The sequence below is a fragment of the Micrococcus sp. H39-S4 genome (assembly GCF_027158145.1).
GTDB classification, from domain to species: Bacteria; Actinomycetota; Actinomycetes; order Actinomycetales; family Micrococcaceae; genus Micrococcus; species Micrococcus luteus.
Map to the genome: position 1 here is coordinate 111,328 of NZ_JAPVLT010000007.1, position 17,384 is coordinate 128,711.

Sequence of the window (17,384 nt, forward strand, 5' to 3'; positions counted from 1 at the left end):
GACCCTCCGTGACGTGGATCGAAGCCATCATCCTGGGCCTGGTGCAGGGCCTCACGGAGTTCCTGCCCATTTCCTCCTCCGCCCACATCCGCATCGTGGGCGAGTTCCTGCCCTCCGCGACCGACCCGGGGGCGGCCTTCACGGCCATCACGCAGCTCGGCACGGAGCTGGCGGTCCTCATCTACTTCTGGCGCGACATCACCCGCATCATCGGCCGGTGGTGCGCCGCGGTCACGGGGCGGATCCCGCACTCGGACCCCGATGCGCGCATGGGCTGGCTGATCATCGTGGGCTCGATCCCGATCGCGGTCCTGGGCCTGCTGCTGGAGGACTGGATCGACACGGAGTTCCGGTCGCTGTGGATCACGGCGACCATGCTCATCGTGTTCGGCGTCCTGCTCGCCCTGGCGGACCGGCTCGGCCGTCAGACCACGCCGCTCGAGAAGCTCACCGTGCGGGACGGCGTCCTCTACGGCCTGGCCCAGGCCCTCGCGCTGATCCCGGGCGTCTCGCGCTCCGGCGGCACCATCGCGGCCGGCCTGGCCATGGGCTACACCCGGCCCGCCGCCACCCGCTACGCGTTCCTGCTGGCGGTGCCCGCCGTGTTCGCCTCCGGCCTGTACAAGCTGTACACCTCGCTCACCGATCCCGGCACGCAGGGCCCGTACGGCATGGGGGAGACGCTAGTCGCGACCGCGATCGCCTTCGTGGTGGCCTACGCGGTCATCGCCTGGCTCATGCGCTTCATCAGCACCAACTCGTACCTGCCGTTCGTCTGGTACCGCATCCTCCTGGGCGGCGTCCTGTTCGCCCTGCTGGGCGCGGGCGTCATCAGCGCCTGAGCCCGCTCCCGCCGCCGGGCATGGCGGCCCGGCACCGCCGAACCACCCCGATCTGAGGAGTCCCGTGAAGTCCTGGAGCACCCCCGCCCCGCCCGCCGTGCCGAGCCGCCCCGACCGGCTGCGGCTGCACGACACCGCCACGGGACGGACTCGGCATCCGGGCAACGACGCGCAGCGCGCCTCGCTGTACGTCTGCGGGATCACCCCGTACGACGCGACGCATCTCGGCCACGCGAGCACCTATGTGGCCTTCGACCTGCTGCACCGCTACTGGCGCGCGGCCGGTCTCGAGGTCGCCTACGTCCAGAACGTGACCGACGTGGACGACCCCCTGCTCGAGCGGGCCGAGGCGACCGGCGTCGACTGGCGCGCGCTCGCCGAGGAGCAGACCGACCTGTTCCGTGCGGACATGGCCGCCCTCGAGGTGCTCGCCCCGGACCACTACGTCGGCGCGACCGAGGCGGTGGGCCTGGTGGTGGACGCCGTCGAGACGATGCTGGCGGCGGGCCGGGCCTACCGCGTGCCGGGCGGCGACGGCGAGCCCGACGGGGACGTCTACTTCGACGTCCGCGCGGCCCAGTCCGCGACCGACTGGCGCCTCGGGCAGGTCTCCGCGATGGGCCTGGACGAGATGGCCGCGGTGTTCCCGGAGCGGGGAGGCGATCCCGACCGCCCCGGCAAGCGCGACCCGCTGGACCCGCTGCTGTGGCGCGTGCACCGCGAGGGCGAGCCGGCCTGGGACGGTCGGTCGCTCGGCTCCGGCCGGCCCGGCTGGCACATCGAGTGCTCCGTGATCTCCCGGGCCCACCTGCCGGCGCCGTTCACGGTGCAAGGCGGCGGCTCCGACCTGCGGTTCCCGCACCACGAGTTCTCCGCCGCGCACGCCACCGCCGTCGACGGCCTGCCGCTCGCGCACACCTACGCGCACACCGGCATGGTGGCCCTGGACGGCGAGAAGATGTCCAAGTCCCTCGGCAACCTCGAACTCGTCTCCCGCCTGCGGGCGCGGGGCGTCGAGCCGGTGGCCGTCCGCGCGGCGATCCTCGCGCACCACTACCGGTCGGACTGGGAGTGGTCCGAGCAGGTGCTGGCCGACGCCCAGGCGCGGGTGGCCCGTTGGCGCGCCGCCCTGGACGGACCGCATGCCGCCGCCGGCGTCGCCGTGCTGGACGCGGTGCACGCGGCGCTCTCGGACGACCTCGACGCCCCCCGCGCGCTGGAGGCCCTCGACGCATGGGCGGCCGGCACCCTGCCGGGCCTGGCCGAGGCCGCCGCCGACCCGCTGCCGGTGGTCGACGTCGTGGCGGCGCTGCTGGGTCTGCGCCTGCGCTGACCCCGCCGGGCGCGGCCGGGCGTCAGCGTCCGCCGCGCCCGCGCAGATAGCGCTCGAACTCCCGCGCGATCGACTCGCCCGAGGCCTCCGGCAGCTGCTGGGTGTCCTGGGCCTCCTCGAGCTGCCGGACGTAGGCGGCGACGTCGGGGTCCTCGGCGGCCAGCTCGTCCACGCCGCGCTGCCAGGCCCTCGCGTCGTCCTCGAGCCCGCGCGTGGACACGCTCACGTGCAGCAGGTCCTCGACCGCCTCGACCAGCCCGAGCAGCGTCTTGGGGGAGGGCGCCTGGGCCACGTAGTGGGGCACCGTCCCCCACAGCGAGAGGCTCGGCAGGCCGCGGCGCGCGGCCTCGTCCGCGATGACGCCGATGATCCCGGTGGGCCCCTCGTAGACCGGACGGTCCGCGCCGACGGCCACCCGCACGTCCACGAGCGGCGAGGTCGGGCGGGCGCGCAGGGGCCGGGTGTGGGGCACGTCCGCCAGCAGCGCGCCCAGCGTCACGACGGCGTCCACGTCACGCGCGTCGGCCGCCGTGAACAGCTCCTCGAGGAACGCGCGCCACCGCACGTTCGGCTCCACGCCGACGGCGAGGAGCACACGCACCCCGTCCGGCGGGGCAGCCTCGCCCGCGACGGGCCGACCCTCACGGTCCAGGAGCGCCTCGTGCAGGGTGACCGCCGGCCAGTCCAGCGTCCCCAGCCCGTCGGCGTCGCGCCGGACCAGGGGTCGAGTGACCTGGTAGTCGTAGAACTCGCCGTCGCACACCCGTCCCGCGTCCGCCGCGTCCCACTGCTCCCGCAGCGCGCCCAGGGCCCCGGTCGCGGCCTCCCCGGCGTCGTTCCACCCCTCGAAGGCCAGCAACAGGACCGTGGGGGCCCGCCGCCCGGCCTCGAGCTCGTCCACGGTCGCCGTCAGGTGGGTCCGCAGCGGGCCCAGGACGTCGTCCGGCTGGTCCTCGGAGGTAGCGTCGGTCATGGCGGCCAGCCTAGACACGGCCCGACGACGGGGCCACGGCCCGCGACCCGCCCCGCACACCCCGGCGGCGGCGCTCGATAGGATGCACTCCATGCCCCGCCACCCCGCGCCCGCCCCGGACGACCGTGCCCGCCGCCTGCCACGCGCCGTCCTGTGGGACATGGACGGCACCCTCGTGGACACGGAGCCCCTGTGGAACGCCGTCCAGCGCCGCCTGGTGGTCGAGCACGGCGGCACCTGGTCGGATGACCTGGCCGCCTCCCTCGTGGGACGCCCCCTCGACGAGGGAGCGCGCCGCCTGCAGGAGGCCGGGCTGGACCTGCCCGTGCAGCGGATCATCGACCTGACGATGGACGAGGTCGTCCAGGGGGTCGTCCGTGGGGTGCCATGGCGGCCGGGTGCCCGGGAGCTGCTCGTCGCGCTCGCCGAGGCCGGCGTGCCGGGCGCCCTCGTGACGATGTCCCATGCCCCACTGGCCCGCGCACTGGCCGAGCGGGCGCCGGCGGGCACGCTGGACGTCGTCGTCTCGGGGGACATGGTCTCCCGGGGCAAGCCCGACCCGGAGGCGTACCAGCTGGGCCTGCAGCTGCTGGCCGAGCGGACACCGGGGCCGACGGCCGCCGACTGTGTGGCGGTCGAGGACTCCCCGGTGGGCGTCGGCGCGGCCGTGGCCGCGGGCCTGCCGACGGTCGGCGTGCCCAGCGTGCTGCCGCTGCCGGCGGGGCTCGCGACCGTCGAGTGGACGACGCTCGCCGGCCGCACGCCGGCCGACCTCGCCGCGGTCCGCCGGATCGCCGCCGCGCGCGGGCCCGGGGCGGACGGGGCCGGATGAGCGGGCCCGCCTCCGTCCGGCTGGGCACGATCGCCGGCGCGCCGGTGCGCCTGTCCTGGTCCTGGCTCCTGATCGCCGCGGTCATCACCCTCGCGTTCGGCCCGCAGATCCAGCGCGCGCTGCCCGCGATCGGCGGCGGCGCCTACGCGGTCGCCCTGGGGTACGCCGTGCTCCTGGCCCTCTCCGTCCTGGTCCACGAGGCCGCCCACGCCCTCACCGGCCGCGCCTTCGGCCAGCGCACCGAGGAGATCGCGCTCACCCTGTGGGGCGGGCACACCCAGTTCCGCAGCCCGTCCGCCCGACCGCTGGACACGGTCCTCACCGCGATGGCCGGCCCCGCCGCGAACCTCGTGCTCGCGGGCCTCGCCCACCTGGCGGCCCGCGCCGTGCCCGGCCCGTCCGTCCCCGCCCTGCTGCTCGAGGTCACGGTGTGGGCCAACCTCCTCCTGGCCGCGTTCAACGCGCTGCCGGGCACCCCGCTCGACGGCGGCCGCATGGTCGAGTCCGCCGTCTGGGCCGCCACCGGCTCCCGGGCCCGTGGCGTCGAGGCGGCCGGCTGGGCCGGGCGCGTCGTCGCGGTGGGCGTCCTCGCGGCGGTGTTCGGCCCCCCGACCCTCGCAGGCCGCGCGCCGGACCTGTTCGTCGTCGTCCTGGCGGCCTGGGTCGCCCTCACGCTGTGGCGGGGCGCGGACGACGCCGTGCGCCACGGGCGCTGGAGCCGCCGGCTGGAGACCCTGCGGCTCGAGCAGGTCGAGGTGCCCGCCATCGCCCTGCCCGAGCACCTCTGCGTCGCCGAGGCCCTGGCCCAGGCGGACGGCGGCCGCCGCGCCGTCGTGGCCGTGGACGGGGCCGGTCGGCCCCGCGGCGTGCTGGACCACACGGCCGCGGCGGGCCTCACCCCGGCGCGCCGCACGACCACCGCCCTGGCCGCGGTCGCCGTCGCGCTGGCCCCGGAGGCCGTCCTCGTCCGCGACGACGTCCCCGCCGCCGGTCCCGACCTGGCCGCCCGCCTGGCCGACCCCCAGACCCCCGTGTGGGTGCTGACCGACGCGCACGGCCTCGTGCGCTCCGTGGTGCCCCGCGAGACGATCCTCGCCGCCGTCGACGCGACGCGGCGTCCCTGAACCGAAGGAGCCCCCCATGACCGAACCCACCGGCGTGAGCGCGCGCCGCGGCCCCCTGCGGGCCGGCCAGCGCGTGCAGATCAAGGACGCGAAGGGCCGCCTCAACACGATCACCCTGCTGCCCGGCGGGGAGTTCCACAGCTACCAGGGCGTGCTGCGGCACGACGACCTGATCGGCGGCTTCGAGGGCGTCGTGGTCGAGAACTCGGCCGGCCAGCCGTACCAGGTGCTGCGCCCCCTGCTGAACGACTTCGTCCTGTCCATGCCCCGCGGCGCCACGGTGGTCTACCCGAAGGACGCGGCGCAGATCGTGCAGCAGGCGGACATCTTCCCGGGCGCCGTCGTGGTCGAGGCCGGCGTGGGCTCCGGCGCCCTGTCCATGTCCCTGCTGCGCGCCGTGGGCGACCACGGTCGCCTGCACTCCTACGAGCGCCGCCCGGAGTTCGCGGACGTCGCCCGGGCCAATGTGGAGGCCTTCTTCGGCGCCGAGCACCCCGCCTGGTCGGTGCACCTCGGCGACGCGCAGGAGGAGATGCCCAAGGTCCACGAGCCGGGCTCCGTGGACCGGGTGGTCCTGGACATGCTGGCCCCCTGGGAATGCCTCGACGCCGTCGCCGAGGTCCTGGCCCCCGGCGGTGTGTGGCTGAACTACGTGGCCACCGCCACCCAGCTCTCCCGCGTGGCCGAGGCCATCCGGGACTCGGGCCGCTTCACGCAGGTCGAGGCCAACGAGACCCTCGTGCGCGGCTGGCACCTGGACGGGCTCGCCGTGCGCCCCGACCACCGCATGGTCGCGCACACCGGCTTCCTCCTCACGGCCCGCCGCCTGGCCTCGGGCGAGGAGGCGCTGCGCCTGAAGAAGCGCTCCAAGGTCTCCGAGTTCAAGGCCGAGGACGTCGAGGCCTGGCAGCCGGCCGACGCGGCCCGGTGGACGCCCGAGGCCCTCGGCGAACGGCCGATCACGGACAAGAAGGCGCGCAAGGCGGCGAAGGAGGCCCGCCTCATGGCCGCGCGGTCACGCGCCGCCGAGCAGGGCGTGGACGCGTACGGTGGGAGGACCCAGACCGGGGAGCAGGACTGAGTGGACGGAGCACCGGTGGACCACCACGCGCAATCAGGCACGGAGCACGCCGAGCAGCGCCTCGCCGAGGCGCGGGAGCTGCTGCGGCAATCCCAGGCCGAGGCCGAACGGCTGCGGCACCAGCTGCAGTCCGCCCAGCGGCACGCCGCCGGCCTGAGCGAACGCCGTCGGGCCGCCGAGGCCCAGACGCAGACGGCCGCCCGCAACAACCGGCGCATGGTCGAGCTGCTCGAGGCCACGCGCGCCGAGATCACGACGCTCAAGGAGAACCTGGACGCCGTCACGCATCCGCCGTTCACCTTCGCCACCCTCGAGGCCGTCCACGCCCCGCGCGAGCCCGAGGAGGGCGTGGAGACCGGCGCCGTGGTGCGCGGGGGAGCGGACGTCGTGCAGAACGGCCGGCGGCTGCGCGTGACGGTCTCCCCACTGCTCGACGCCGCCCGCCTCACCCCCGGCGCCCAGGTGCTGCTGGACGAGTCCAGCTCGATCGTCGGCGTCGCCCCGGGCACGGGGTCGGGTCAGCTGCTGCGCGTCAAGGAGGCGCTGCCCGACGGCGGCCTCGTCCTGGCCGGCACGGCGGACGAGGAGCGCGTGGTGCGGCGCGCGCCCGCGCTGGAGGGCGTCGACCTGCGCCACGGGGACGCCGTCACCGTGGACGCCCGCGTCGAATGGGCGCTGCGGCGGGTCGAGCTGTCCGAGGTGGACGAGGTGCTGCTGGAAGAGGTCCCGGACGTCACGTTCGAGGACATCGGCGGCCTCGGCCCGCAGATCGACCGGATCCGCGAGGCCGTCGAGATCCCGTTCCTGCACCCGGAGGTCTACCGCGAGCACGGTCTGCGCGCCCCCAAGGGGATCATGCTGTACGGCCCGCCCGGCACCGGCAAGACCATGCTCGCCAAGGCCGTGGCCAACGCCCTCTCGGCCCGCAGCGCGGACGGCGAGCGCTCGTTCTTCCTCAACGTCAAGGGACCCGAGCTGCTGAACAAGTACGTGGGCGAGACCGAGCGGCAGATCCGCGTCATCTTCGACCGGGCCCGCGAGAAGGCCCACGCCGGCTTCCCCGTGGTCATCTTCTTCGACGAGATGGAGTCGCTGTTCCGCACGCGCGGCTCCGGCGTCTCCTCGGACGTGGAGACCACGATCGTCCCGCAGCTGCTCACCGAGATCGACGGCGTCGAGGCCCTCGAGAACGTGATCGTCATCGGCGCCTCCAACCGAGAGGACATGATCGACCCGGCCGTGCTCCGCCCCGGCCGACTGGACGTGAAGATCCGCGTGGACCGTCCCGACGCCGCCGGCGCCGCGGAGATCATGGCCAAGCACCTCACCGCGGACGTGCCCCTGCACGCCGACGACGTCGCGGCGGCCGGCTCCGCGGACGCGGCCCGCGCGACGCTCATCGCCCGGACGGTCGCCGCCCTCTACGACCGCGGCGGAGACACCGCGCTGGCGGAGCTGACGGACGTGTCCGGCACGACCCATGCCCTGCACCTGGCCGACCTCGTCTCGGGCGCTGTGGTGGCCGACGTCGTGGACCGCGCCAAGCGGCACGCGGTGCGTGACTACCTCGCCGCCGGCCAGGCCCCGGCCGCGCTCGGCGTCCGCGAGGGCCACCTGCGCGAGGCCGTGGCCGCGGTGCTGGAGGACCAGACGGACCTGCTGGCCACGGTCGCGCCCGCCGAGTGGGCGCGCACCTCCGGCTGGCGCGGTCCTCGGCTGCGCTCGCTGCGCATGGTCCGGGGGGTCGAGGCATGAGCGCGTTCGGCCGCGGGGCCGCGGACGGCTTCGCTCGGGCCGTCGACGTCGGCCCGACCCCCGCCTTCGAGGGCCAGCGCCGGCTGTTCCACGGCGCGGCGGTGCCCCCGAACGGGCGGGACGCCGCCGGCTGGGGCGTGCACCGGGTGATGGGCACGGAGACCGAGTTCGGCATCCACGCGCCGGCCAACCCGGGGGCGCACCACAGCGTGCTCTCGGTCGAGCTCGTGAACGCGTACGCGGACCTGGTCACCCGCTCCGGCTCGGCGGTGGCCGGCACGGAGTGGGACTACACGGGGGAGTCGCCGCTCGTGGACGCCCGCGGCTGGCGGCTGCCGCGTTCGGCGGCGCACCCCTCGCAGCTGACCGACGAGGCGCTCGTGGGCCCGGACGGGGAGCCCGTGCACCTGCTGCTGTCCACCGTGCTGGCCAACGGCGCGCGCTGGTACGTGGACCACGCCCACCCGGAGTACTCGTCGCCGGAGACGACCACCCCGCGGGACGCCATGGTCTGGGACGCCGCCGGGGACCTGGTCGCCCAGGCGGCGGCCGAGCACATCGGCCAGGCCGAGGGCGCCCCGGAGGTGCTGGTCTACAAGAACAACGTGGACGGCAAGGGCCAGTCCTACGGCGCGCACGAGAACTACCTCGTGGCCCGGTCCCTCGACTTCGAGGAGCTCACCGCCGTCCTGCTGCCGTTCTTCGCGGCGCGGCAGGTGCTCGTGGGCGCGGGCCGCGTGGGACTCGGCCCGGCGGGGGAGCGGCCGGGCTTCCAGCTGTCCCAGCGGGCCGACTACTTCGAGGAGCCCGTGGGCCTGGAGACCACGATCCACCGGCCGATCGTCAACACGCGGGACGAGCCGCACGCCCGCCCCGAGGCCTACCGCCGACTCCACGTGATCATCGGCGACGCGACGCTGAGCCAGCACGCCACGTGGCTGCGGATGGGCATGACCGCGCTCGTCCTCGCGATGGCCGAGGCCGGGACGGCGCACCGGCTCACCCTGGACGACCCGGTGGCCGCGTTGCAGACGATCAGCCACGACCCGGGTCTGCGGGCCACGGTGCCCCTGCTCGAACGCACCGCGGACGGCCCCGTGCGCCGGCACTGGACCGGGCTGCAGATCCTGCGGTCCTACCTGGACGCGGCCCGCGCCCACTGCGCTGCCTTCGGGGTGACGGATCCGCAGACGCGCGAGGTGCTGGAGGCCTGGGCCATCGACCTCGACGACGCCACCGCGGATCCGCTGTCCCTGAGCGACCGAGCCGACTGGGCGGCCAAGCTGCGCGTCCTCGAGGGCCTGCGGGCCCGCACGGGCGCGGACTGGACCGACCCCCGCCTCGCAATGGTGGACCTGCAGTACGCCGACCTGCGCCCGGCCCGCTCCCTGCACCGCCGCCTCGTGGCCGCCGGCGCCCTCCGGACGCTCGCCGACGAGGCGGAGATCCGTGCCGCCGTCGGCATGCCGCCGCGGGCCACCCGCGCGTGGACCCGCGGCAACCTCGTGGGCCGCCACGGTGACCGCGTGGCCGGCGCCGCGTGGGAGACGCTGCTGCTGCGCGGGGCGGGGGAGCGGGTGCACCGGCTGCACCTGGCCGAGCCGCTGGTCGGCGCCGCCGTCGACCTGCCCGGCTGGTGGGAGGACGCCGCCGCGCCCCGGCCCGACGACGAGGCGCTCGTGGCCACGCTGCCGCCGCTGTTCGGCGCGCGGGCCTGAGGCGAGGGCGGGCGCTCAGCCCGCGACGGCCGCGCGCACGCGGCCCAGCAGGGCGTCCGCCCGCGCGACGAGACGGTCCGCCCGGTCGACGTCGGTGCGCAGGACGCCCTCCAGGCCCTCGTCGCGGAGGGGGCCCAGGTTGGTCTCGAGGGTGACCGCGGCGGCGGTGAGGCCGCCCCGGACGCAGCCGAGCGCCGCACCGACGTCGGAGAGCACGTTCGGGTTCGCCGCGTCCAGCACACGCTCGGCCAGGCCCAGTGCACGCTCGGCGACGTCGACGATCCCGCGGGGCGGCTGGACAGCCTCGGCCAGGGCGGCCTGGATCGCGGCCGAGCGCCGGGCCCGGTCCTCCGGGGTGTCGCGGGGCAGCCCGAACGCCTCGGCCACGGCGCCGAAGCCCCGCTCGTCGCCGTCGGCGAGGCCGAGGCACGCCGCGATCAGGCCCTCCGATGCCCGGGCGTCCTCCTCGGCCGCGCTGAACCGGGCCGCCATGGCCAGCAGTCCGGCGCCCTCGGCGACCGCGAGCGCGCCCGTCGCGCCGCCGCCGGGGGTGGGCTCGCCGGAGGCGAGGCGCCCCAGATAGCTCTCGATGCTCTCGTCGCGGATCATGCCCCCACGGTGCCAGACCGGGCCCGACCGCGGCCCGCCCTCAGGCGCGCTCCCAGGAGGCGACCGGCCCCGGGACGATCGTGAACAGCGGGTGCACGTCGGGGACGGGCGTGTCCGACCACCGTTCGAGCCAGGCGGGGCTGCGCGCGGCCAGCTTGGCGCACAGGTGACGCCACTCCAGGTCGCGCTGGCCCGTGGTGGCCGGGATCGGTGCGAGACCGGCGGGCGGGATGCGCACCGCGCCGTCGGGGGCGGGGCACGGCCGGTCGATCCGGGAGTGGTCGAAGCGATAGCCGCGCGCCGTGGCCTCGGCCTCGAGGCCGGAGAGGAACGCGCCGATCGCGCCGGACGGGTCCGGGTGCTCCCGGAACCTCAGCAGCTGCGGGTGGTCCCGATACCCGCGCGTGCGGCCGGCCAGGACGGCCTGCGCGAGCAGGGCCTCGCGCCAGGCGCCCGTCAGGCCCTGACGGTCGAGGTGGCGGGGGTGAAGGGTCCACAGACGCATGCCCCCATCCTGCCAGCGCGGGGCAACCCGGGGACGTGGGGCTGAAACGTGGCCCGCGCGTGGGGCAGGATGGGTGGACGCGGACGGAGCACACCGACCCGCGTCGACGCACGAGGAGGCCACCATGTCCCAGGAGCAGATCCGCCCACGCCCGTCCGGCGGCGACGACGAGACCGGCGCCGCGGCGGGCCAGGCGCACGTGAAGCCCGCGGCCCAGGACCAGGGCCTGGACAGCCTGCTGGACGAGATCGACTCGGTGCTGGAGTCCAACGCCGAGGAGTTCGTCAAGGGCTTCGTCCAGAAGGGCGGCCAGTGACCGACGCGGACCGCGCCCGCCGGATCTTCGGGCTGGAGACGGAGTACGGCGTCCAGCATTGGAACCCGCAGGGGCGCCCGCTCAGCCCCGAAGAGGTCGTCCGCTACCTCTTCCGGCCCGTGGTCGAGTGGGGGCGGTCCTCGAACGTGTTCGTGTCCAACGGCTCCCGGCTCTATCTCGACGTCGGGTCCCACCCCGAGTACGCGACCGCCGAGTGCTCGACGCTCGACGAGCTCATCGCCTCGGACGGGGCGGGGGACCTGCTGCTGCACGACCTCGTGGTCCAGGCCGAGGAGCGCATGGCCGCGGACGGGGTCGGCGGCCGGATCCACCTCTACCGCAACAACGCCGACTCCTCGGGAAGTTCCTACGGCTCCCACGAGAACTACCTGCTGCGCCGGCGCACCGAGTACCGGCGGCTCACCGAGGCGCTCGTCCCGTTCCTCGTCTCCCGGCAGATCCTCGTGGGCGCGGGCCGCGTCGTGCCCGCCGGCACGTGGCCCGAGGGCGAGGGCCCGGCCCACTTCGCGTTCTCCCAGCGCGCCGACTTCGTGCAGGACGGCGTGTCCTCCTCCACCACGCGGTCCCGGCCGATCATCAACACGCGGGACGAGCCGCACGCGGACGCCTCCGAGTACCGGCGCCTCCACGTGATCGTGGGGGACACGAACCTCTCCGAGCACACCCACCTGCTGCGCTTCGGCGCCACCGACCTGCTGCTGCGGATGATCGAGGCGGGCTTCCCGCTCGGGGACCGCGTCGTCGCCCACCCCACCCGCGCGGTGCGGCAGATCTCCCACGACCTCACCGGCACGGCCCGCATCGCGCTCCGGGAGGGGGAGGCCTCCGCGCTCGAGCTGCAGGAGCACTACCTCGAGCGGGCCCGCGCCTTCGTCGCCGCGGAGGGTGCCCACCACGACCGGGTGGGGGAGGTCCTCACCCTGTGGGGCGAGGTGCTCGACGCCGTCCGCACCGGTGACCGGTCCCGCATCGAGGACCGCATCGACTGGGCGATCAAGCTGCGCCTGCTGGAGGACTACCGGGCCCGCCACGACCTGGGCTGGGACGCGCCCCGCCTCGCCCAGCTGGACCTGGCCTTCCACGACATCGACCCCGACCGGGGGCTGTTCCGCATGCTGCGGCGGCGCGGCGCCGTCGCGCGCCTGCTGCCCGAGGACGCCGCCCGGTCCGCCGTGGAGGCCGCCCCGCCCACCACCCGGGCCCGCGTGCGCGCGGACTTCGTGGCCCGCGCCCGGGAGCGCGGCCTGGACTACGCCGTCGACTGGACGACCCTGAAGCTCACCGACCATCCGCTGCACGCGATCGTGACGAAGGACCCGTTCGACACGTCGTCGGCCGCCGTCGACCGGCTGTTCGAGCGGATCGCCTGACAGCGCGCGTCCAGGACGCGCCGTTAGGGTGACCCGCATGAGTTCGTTCCAGACCCCCCAGCCCCCGACGGCCCGCCGCCGTCGCCGCCTGCTGCCGCTGCTGTCCCTCGGCGCCGCGGGCCTGATGCTGGCCACCGCCTGCGCTACCGGCGACGACGGCGCGGACCAGCCCCACAGCGACGCCGCGTCGGCCTCCACGTCGGCCGCCCCCGAGCGGGCGGCCGTCGGCGAGGGCCAGGGGGAGCCGGACGCCCTGACGGGTGTCACCTTCACGGAGGGCGACGGCGGGGCGCCGACGGTCGAGATCGACGGGGAGATCGACACCGGCCAGCCCACCACGCGCGTGCTGACCGCCGGCGAGGGGGAGCAGGTGCAGGAGGGCGACGTCCTGAAGATGTCGATCGCCGTCGTCGATCCGGCCAGCGGCGAGGTGGTCGCCGAGAACTTCAGCGGCGAACCGGAAGCCGTGCCCGTGGACGACCAGCTCAAGTCCATGAACCCGGAGATCCACGAGATGCTGGTGGGCAACGGCGCCGGCACGATCGTCGCCGCGTACAGCCCCGAGTACGACGTCTCCGTCCCGCAGACCGAGAGCGCGTCGCCGAGCGCCTCCCCCTCCACCCAGACGCAGCCCGCCCAGCTGTTCGTCTACAAGATCGACGCCATCCTGCCGAAGCAGGCCGAGGGCGAGGAGGTGACCGAGCGGGACGAGCGCCTGCCCGACGTCACCGTGGACGAGGAGAGCGGCCGGCCGAGCATCGCGAAGCCCGACGGCGAGGCGCCCCAGGAGCTGGTGGTCCAGCCCCTGATCGAGGGCGAGGGCCGCGAGGTCGGCGCGGACGACACCGTGACCGTGCAGTACGAGGGCGTGACGTGGTCCGACGGCGAGGTCTTCGACTCGTCCTGGGAGACGGGCCAGGCCATCACGTTCTCCCTCAACCGGGTCATCGAGGGCTGGAAGGAGGGTCTGGCCGGCCAGAAGGTGGGCTCGCGCGTCCTCCTGTCGATCCCGGCCGAGAAGGCCTACGGTGAGCAGGGCAGCCCGCCGGACATCGGCGAGAACGAGCCCCTGCTGTTCGTCGTGGACATCCTGGACGCCCAGGCGTCCGCCACCCCGTCGGCGAACTGACCCCGTCCACGAGAACCCAAGAGGAGAGCACCGTGTCCTTCGGACAGCGCGACTACGACCGCACCAAGCCCGAGATCGACTTCCCGGGCGAGACCCCGCCCACCGAGCTCGTGGTGGAGGACCTGATCGAGGGCTCCGGCCCGGCCGTCGAGGCCGGCTCCCGCGTGCAGGTCCACTACGTGGGCGTGGCCTGGTCCACCGGCGAGGAGTTCGACGCCTCGTGGAACCGCGGCACCCCGCTGCCCCTGACCGTCGGCGTCGGCCAGGTCATCGCCGGCTGGGACCAGGGCCTGCTCGGCATGAAGGTCGGCGGCCGCCGCCGCCTCGAGATCCCGCCGCACCTGGGCTACGGCGCCCGCGGCGCCGGCTCCGCGATCGGGCCGAACGAGACGCTCATCTTCGTCTGCGACCTCGTCTCGGTCGACTGACCCCGGGCCCCGTGACCCCACCCGCCCCGCGGCGCGCCGGCGACGAGGCCGCCGAGCGCATCATCTCGCTGCTGTGGCTGCTGCTCTCGGCACCGCACGGTCTCGAGCGTGACCGGATCCGACGGCAGGTCGTCGGCTACGAGGGGCTCACGGACGCCGCCTTCGAGAAGCTCTTCCAGCGGGACCGCCGCGTGCTGCGCGCCGTGGGGGTCCCGCTGGAGACCCTCGAACCCGCGGGCTTCGACAAGGGCGAGGCGGGGGTGCGGCACCGCGTCGTCCGCGATGCGCTGCTACTGCGCGACCTCGACCTCACCGTGGACGAGCGCCGCGCCCTCGTGCGGGCGCGTCGCCTGTGGGGTGACTCGCCGCTGCGCGCCGACGTCGTCCGCGCCGTGGGCCTGCTGTTCCAGCCGGCCACCGACCTCACGGGCGACGACGAGCTGGCCGGGTACCACACCCTCATGCCCCGGGCCGACCCCCGGCTCGAGGCCCTCACCCAGGCCGTGGCCGACGAGGCCGTGCTGCGCTTCCCCTACCGCGACGCGCGGGGGCGGGCCACCCGGCGCACCGTGCGGGCCTGGTTCCTCACCCTCGTGCGCGGCCGCTGGTACCTCACCGGCTGGGACCTCGACCGCGGCGCCGAGCGCAGCTTCCGGCTCACCCGGATGGAGGGGGAGCCGCGCCGCGTCGAGCGGGCGACGGACGCCCCCGGCCGTCCCGAGGACCACGACCACGCCGGCCTCGTGGCGCGCCTGGCCGGGCAGGCCGACGCCGAGCGGGTCCGGGTGTGGCTCGCGCCCGGCCGGGGTCAGGGCGTCCGCGCGGTCGGTGAGCCGGCCGAGCCCCGGGTCGAGGACGGCGCCGCACCGGGACCCGACTGGGAGCTCTGGGAGGCCCCCGCCGGGCCGCGCGAGGACGGCCTCGCCGCAGAGATCGGCGGCCTGTTGGGCCGGGCCGTGCCCTCGGCCGCGCACCCGGACCTGACCGACCGCGTCCGCGCGGGCCTGGCCGCCGCGGCGGAGACCCACGCCGGTCCCGCCGACCCGGCCCTGCTCGAGGTGGCGCTCGCCGCGCCCGTCCGGCGCCGCGCCCGCGACTCGAGCGAGGACCTCGTGGGCCGCCTGCTGGACATCGTGGGGCTGGCCAACCGGGCCGGTGGGGTGGACCGGGCGGAGCTGCGCGCCCGCCTCGGCATCACCGACGAGCGCCTCGACGCCGACCTCGAGACGCTGCGCTACTGCGGCATGCCCGAGCGCGACTTCCCCGGCTTCCAGTTCGAGGTGGCGGAGGTCGGTGGCCGCGTCCACGTGGAGCGCGCCGCCGACCTGGCCGGTCCCGTGCGGCTGACGCGCCCCGAGGCGCACAGCCTCGTCGCCGCCCTGCAGACGGTCGCGGACCTGCCGGTGCTGGACGAGGCCGACCGCGAGGCCGCCCGCTCCGCCCAGCGCCTGATCCGCGCCGCGGTCCTGGACGCGGGGGCCCCGGATGCGGACGACGCGGACGACGCCGCCCTCCGGGAGGCCGAGGCGCACACCGCCGGCGAGCCCCCGGTCGCCGTCGCCGCCCACTGGGACGTGGCCGTGGACCCCGCGACGGTGCGCACCCTGCTGGCCGCCGTGGCGGAGCGGGCCGTCGTGCACCTGACCTACCGCTCCGTGCATGCCGATGCCCTCACCGAGCGGGACGTGGAGCCGCTGGCCCTGGTGCAGGACGGGGCGCGCCTCTACCTGCAGGCGTGGTGCCGTCGCGCCGAGGACCACCGGGTGTTCCGGGTGGACCGGATCAGCGCGCCCGCACCCACGGGGGAGACGTTCGCGCCCCGGGCTCAGCCCGCGCGCTGGCGGGTCCATCCCGACGACACTGCGGGGGTGCCGGTGCTGCTGCGCTGGGCCCATCCCGTCCGCGACGCGGCCGCCGGCTACCGCCCGGACGCCCAGGCCGACCTGCCCGACGGCGACCGGCTCACCCGGGTGCATCTGACCGACGCCGGCGTGGCGGCCGCGCTGGTCGGACGCCACGGCGGCGCCGTCGAGGTGCTGGCCCCCGCCGACCTCCGGACGTCCGTGGCGGACGCGCTGGGCGATGCCCTCGCGGCCCTGCCGGCGCGGTAGCCTGGACCCCGGAACCCCATCGAAAGGACCCTTCATCATGGCTGGACTCCAGGGCTGGCAGCTCGTCATCATCATCCTGCTCGCGATCCTGCTCTTCGCGGCGCCGAAGCTGCCCGCGATGGCCCGCAACCTCGGCCAGTCGATGCGCATCTTCTCCTCCGAGGTGAAGCAGATGCGCACGGAGGGCAAGGGCACCACGGACGAGCGCTCCGGCGCCGGCTCCACCGCCGCGGACGAGCCGGTCGAGGGCCGCGTCGTCGAGCGTGACGAGACCGACCCGCGCGACCCGCGCTGAGCCGGAAGGACCCCCACCCGATGACCGAGGTCGACGAGGTCGCCCGCCGCACCCGGCGCCGCCGGAAGCGGCGGGACAACCCCACCGGCGAGATGCCGCTGCGCGAGCACCTCACGGAGCTGCGCAACCGACTGCTGAAGTCGGCGCTCGCCGTCGCGGTCGGCATGGTGATCGGCTTCCTCGTCTACCAGCCGGTCATGGCGGAGCTGTTCCGCCCGGTCAAGGAGATCGCCAGCCAGGGACACACGGCGGCCGTCGCCTATGACACGGTGGCCTCGCCGTTCGACCTCATGCTCAAGGTCAGCATGTTCATCGGGCTCATCCTGTCCAGCCCGGTCTGGCTCTACCAGATCTGGGCATTCATCGTGCCGGGTCTGAAGAAGGCCGAGAAGAAGTACGCCCTGGGCTTCATCGCCGCGGCCGTGCCCCTGTTCATCTTCGGCATCGCGCTGGGGTGGCTCGTGATGCCGCAGGCCGTCCAGTTCTTCGTGGGCTTCACTCCCGAGGGCGGCGCGAACCTCCCGACGGCGTCGGTGTACATCAGCTTCGTCACGCGTCTCTACCTCGCGTTCGGCGTGGCCATGGTCCTGCCGGTGCTGCTGGTGGGACTGAACATGCTCGGCATCCTGCCGGGCCGCACGATCGTCCACCACTGGCGCATCACCGTCTTCGTGATCATGCTGATCGCCGCGATCGCCGCCCCCGGTGCGGACGCCATCTCCATGTTCTACATGGCGATCCCGCTCGTCGTCCTCTTCGGCGTGGCCATCGTCCTGTGTCTGTGGGGCGACCGGCGTCGCGACCGTCGGAAGGGCCAGCGTGAGATGGACGTCGAGGCGGAGCTCGCCGCAGGCCCGAAGCCGCTCGATCAGATCTGAGCGGCGCCCGCCGCAGCCCTCCCGCCCGGACGCACGAGCACGACGGTGTCCGGACCCGCCAGTA

At 75.2% G+C, this 17,384-nt stretch carries 17 protein-coding genes; 14 read left to right on the forward strand and 3 right to left on the reverse strand.

The features are described 5' to 3' along the window. Positions 1-8: 8 nt before the first annotated feature. Together O3T09_RS08585 and mshC are read left to right on the forward strand one after the other, a co-directional pair. Positions 9-842 (forward strand): undecaprenyl-diphosphate phosphatase, encoded by an 834-nt coding sequence (locus O3T09_RS08585; protein WP_269295496.1) that lies wholly within the window; start codon positions 9-11, stop codon positions 840-842. A gap of 64 nt (positions 843-906) precedes the next feature. Then, positions 907-2,175, forward strand: coding sequence for a cysteine--1-D-myo-inosityl 2-amino-2-deoxy-alpha-D-glucopyranoside ligase (gene mshC, locus O3T09_RS08590; protein WP_036315180.1), 1,269 nt, complete (start codon positions 907-909; stop codon positions 2,173-2,175). Positions 2,176-2,197: 22 nt separating this feature from the next. Here the strand turns inward: mshC and O3T09_RS08595 are convergent, their stop codons facing one another. Continuing rightward, complete coding sequence (locus O3T09_RS08595; protein WP_036315178.1) at positions 2,198-3,148, reverse strand: proteasome assembly chaperone family protein; 951 nt, start codon at positions 3,146-3,148, stop codon at positions 2,198-2,200. Between the two features lie 91 nt (positions 3,149-3,239). Here O3T09_RS08595 and O3T09_RS08600 point away from each other — a divergent pair, with 91 nt between their 5' ends. Genes O3T09_RS08600 through dop form a run of 5 tightly spaced genes read left to right on the forward strand, consistent with a single transcriptional unit; the run spans position 3,240 to position 9,658 of the window. Beyond that, positions 3,240-3,980, forward strand: a complete 741-nt coding sequence (locus O3T09_RS08600) for an HAD family hydrolase (protein WP_101965455.1) — start codon at positions 3,240-3,242, stop codon at positions 3,978-3,980. Beyond that, positions 3,977-5,104: a site-2 protease family protein gene (locus tag O3T09_RS08605; protein ID WP_269295497.1), complete on the forward strand. Its 1,128-nt coding sequence runs from the start codon at positions 3,977-3,979 to the stop codon at positions 5,102-5,104. The genes O3T09_RS08600 and O3T09_RS08605 overlap by 4 nt, the downstream gene beginning before the upstream one ends. A 16-nt stretch (positions 5,105-5,120) precedes the next feature. Next, the gene (locus O3T09_RS08610) at positions 5,121-6,185 is read left to right on the forward strand and encodes a tRNA (adenine-N1)-methyltransferase (protein ID WP_070709752.1); all 1,065 of its coding nucleotides are present in this window, start codon (positions 5,121-5,123) and stop codon (positions 6,183-6,185) included. Further along, positions 6,186-7,940, forward strand: coding sequence for a proteasome ATPase (arc, locus tag O3T09_RS08615; protein ID WP_144820075.1), 1,755 nt, complete (start codon positions 6,186-6,188; stop codon positions 7,938-7,940). It begins immediately after the preceding gene. Then, the gene (gene dop / locus O3T09_RS08620; RefSeq protein WP_069941582.1) at positions 7,937-9,658 is read left to right on the forward strand and encodes a depupylase/deamidase Dop; all 1,722 of its coding nucleotides are present in this window, start codon (positions 7,937-7,939) and stop codon (positions 9,656-9,658) included. Before arc ends, dop begins: the two co-directional genes overlap by 4 nt. A 15-nt stretch (positions 9,659-9,673) precedes the next feature. Here dop and O3T09_RS08625 read toward each other — a convergent pair whose 3' ends face one another. Together O3T09_RS08625 and O3T09_RS08630 are read right to left on the reverse strand one after the other, a co-directional pair. Next, positions 9,674-10,267, reverse strand: a complete 594-nt coding sequence (locus tag O3T09_RS08625; protein ID WP_069941583.1) for a cyclodeaminase/cyclohydrolase family protein — start codon at positions 10,265-10,267, stop codon at positions 9,674-9,676. 40 nt (positions 10,268-10,307) lie between these two features. Continuing rightward, a complete protein-coding gene (locus O3T09_RS08630; protein ID WP_036336875.1) occupies positions 10,308-10,772 on the reverse strand; it encodes a pyrimidine dimer DNA glycosylase/endonuclease V in 465 nt (154 codons plus the stop codon). A 124-nt stretch (positions 10,773-10,896) separates the two neighbouring features. Between O3T09_RS08630 and O3T09_RS08635 the strand changes: the two genes are divergently transcribed. From O3T09_RS08635 to tatC, 7 genes are read left to right on the forward strand one after another with little or no spacing between them, the layout of a single operon-like run. Continuing rightward, complete coding sequence (locus O3T09_RS08635; RefSeq protein ID WP_017488237.1) at positions 10,897-11,088, forward strand: ubiquitin-like protein Pup; 192 nt, start codon at positions 10,897-10,899, stop codon at positions 11,086-11,088. Next, positions 11,085-12,479 (forward strand): Pup--protein ligase, encoded by a 1,395-nt coding sequence (pafA, locus tag O3T09_RS08640; RefSeq protein ID WP_070709210.1) that lies wholly within the window; start codon positions 11,085-11,087, stop codon positions 12,477-12,479. The genes O3T09_RS08635 and pafA overlap by 4 nt, the downstream gene beginning before the upstream one ends. Before the next feature lie 37 nt (positions 12,480-12,516). Then, entirely contained in the window at positions 12,517-13,608 is a 1,092-nt protein-coding gene (locus O3T09_RS08645; RefSeq protein ID WP_070709212.1) for an FKBP-type peptidyl-prolyl cis-trans isomerase, read from the forward strand. Between the two features lie 32 nt (positions 13,609-13,640). Beyond that, positions 13,641-14,036 carry an FKBP-type peptidyl-prolyl cis-trans isomerase gene (locus tag O3T09_RS08650; protein WP_010078659.1) on the forward strand — a complete coding sequence of 132 codons (396 nt, stop codon included), beginning with the start codon at positions 13,641-13,643 and terminating at the stop codon, positions 14,034-14,036. A gap of 11 nt (positions 14,037-14,047) precedes the next feature. Then, positions 14,048-16,147, forward strand: coding sequence for a helix-turn-helix transcriptional regulator (locus tag O3T09_RS08655; RefSeq protein WP_101965454.1), 2,100 nt, complete (start codon positions 14,048-14,050; stop codon positions 16,145-16,147). A gap of 37 nt (positions 16,148-16,184) precedes the next feature. Then, entirely contained in the window at positions 16,185-16,442 is a 258-nt protein-coding gene (locus tag O3T09_RS08660; RefSeq protein WP_002855080.1) for a twin-arginine translocase TatA/TatE family subunit, read from the forward strand. Positions 16,443-16,462: 20 nt separating this feature from the next. Next, positions 16,463-17,320, forward strand: coding sequence for a twin-arginine translocase subunit TatC (tatC, locus tag O3T09_RS08665; RefSeq protein ID WP_070708942.1), 858 nt, complete (start codon positions 16,463-16,465; stop codon positions 17,318-17,320). Positions 17,321-17,384 lie beyond the last annotated feature (64 nt).

Coding starts and splice junctions, on each gene's coding strand:
- O3T09_RS08595 (WP_036315178.1), bottom strand. CDS start 3,148: ATGACCGACGCTACCTCCGAGGACCAGCCGGACGACGTCCTGGGCCCG.
- O3T09_RS08600 (WP_101965455.1), top strand. CDS start 3,240: ATGCCCCGCCACCCCGCGCCCGCCCCGGACGACCGTGCCCGCCGCCTG.
- O3T09_RS08605 (WP_269295497.1), top strand. CDS start 3,977: ATGAGCGGGCCCGCCTCCGTCCGGCTGGGCACGATCGCCGGCGCGCCG.
- O3T09_RS08610 (WP_070709752.1), top strand. CDS start 5,121: ATGACCGAACCCACCGGCGTGAGCGCGCGCCGCGGCCCCCTGCGGGCC.
- dop (WP_069941582.1), top strand. CDS start 7,937: ATGAGCGCGTTCGGCCGCGGGGCCGCGGACGGCTTCGCTCGGGCCGTC.
- O3T09_RS08625 (WP_069941583.1), bottom strand. CDS start 10,267: ATGATCCGCGACGAGAGCATCGAGAGCTATCTGGGGCGCCTCGCCTCC.
- O3T09_RS08630 (WP_036336875.1), bottom strand. CDS start 10,772: ATGCGTCTGTGGACCCTTCACCCCCGCCACCTCGACCGTCAGGGCCTG.
- O3T09_RS08635 (WP_017488237.1), top strand. CDS start 10,897: ATGTCCCAGGAGCAGATCCGCCCACGCCCGTCCGGCGGCGACGACGAG.
- O3T09_RS08645 (WP_070709212.1), top strand. CDS start 12,517: ATGAGTTCGTTCCAGACCCCCCAGCCCCCGACGGCCCGCCGCCGTCGC.
- O3T09_RS08660 (WP_002855080.1), top strand. CDS start 16,185: ATGGCTGGACTCCAGGGCTGGCAGCTCGTCATCATCATCCTGCTCGCG.
- tatC (WP_070708942.1), top strand. CDS start 16,463: ATGACCGAGGTCGACGAGGTCGCCCGCCGCACCCGGCGCCGCCGGAAG.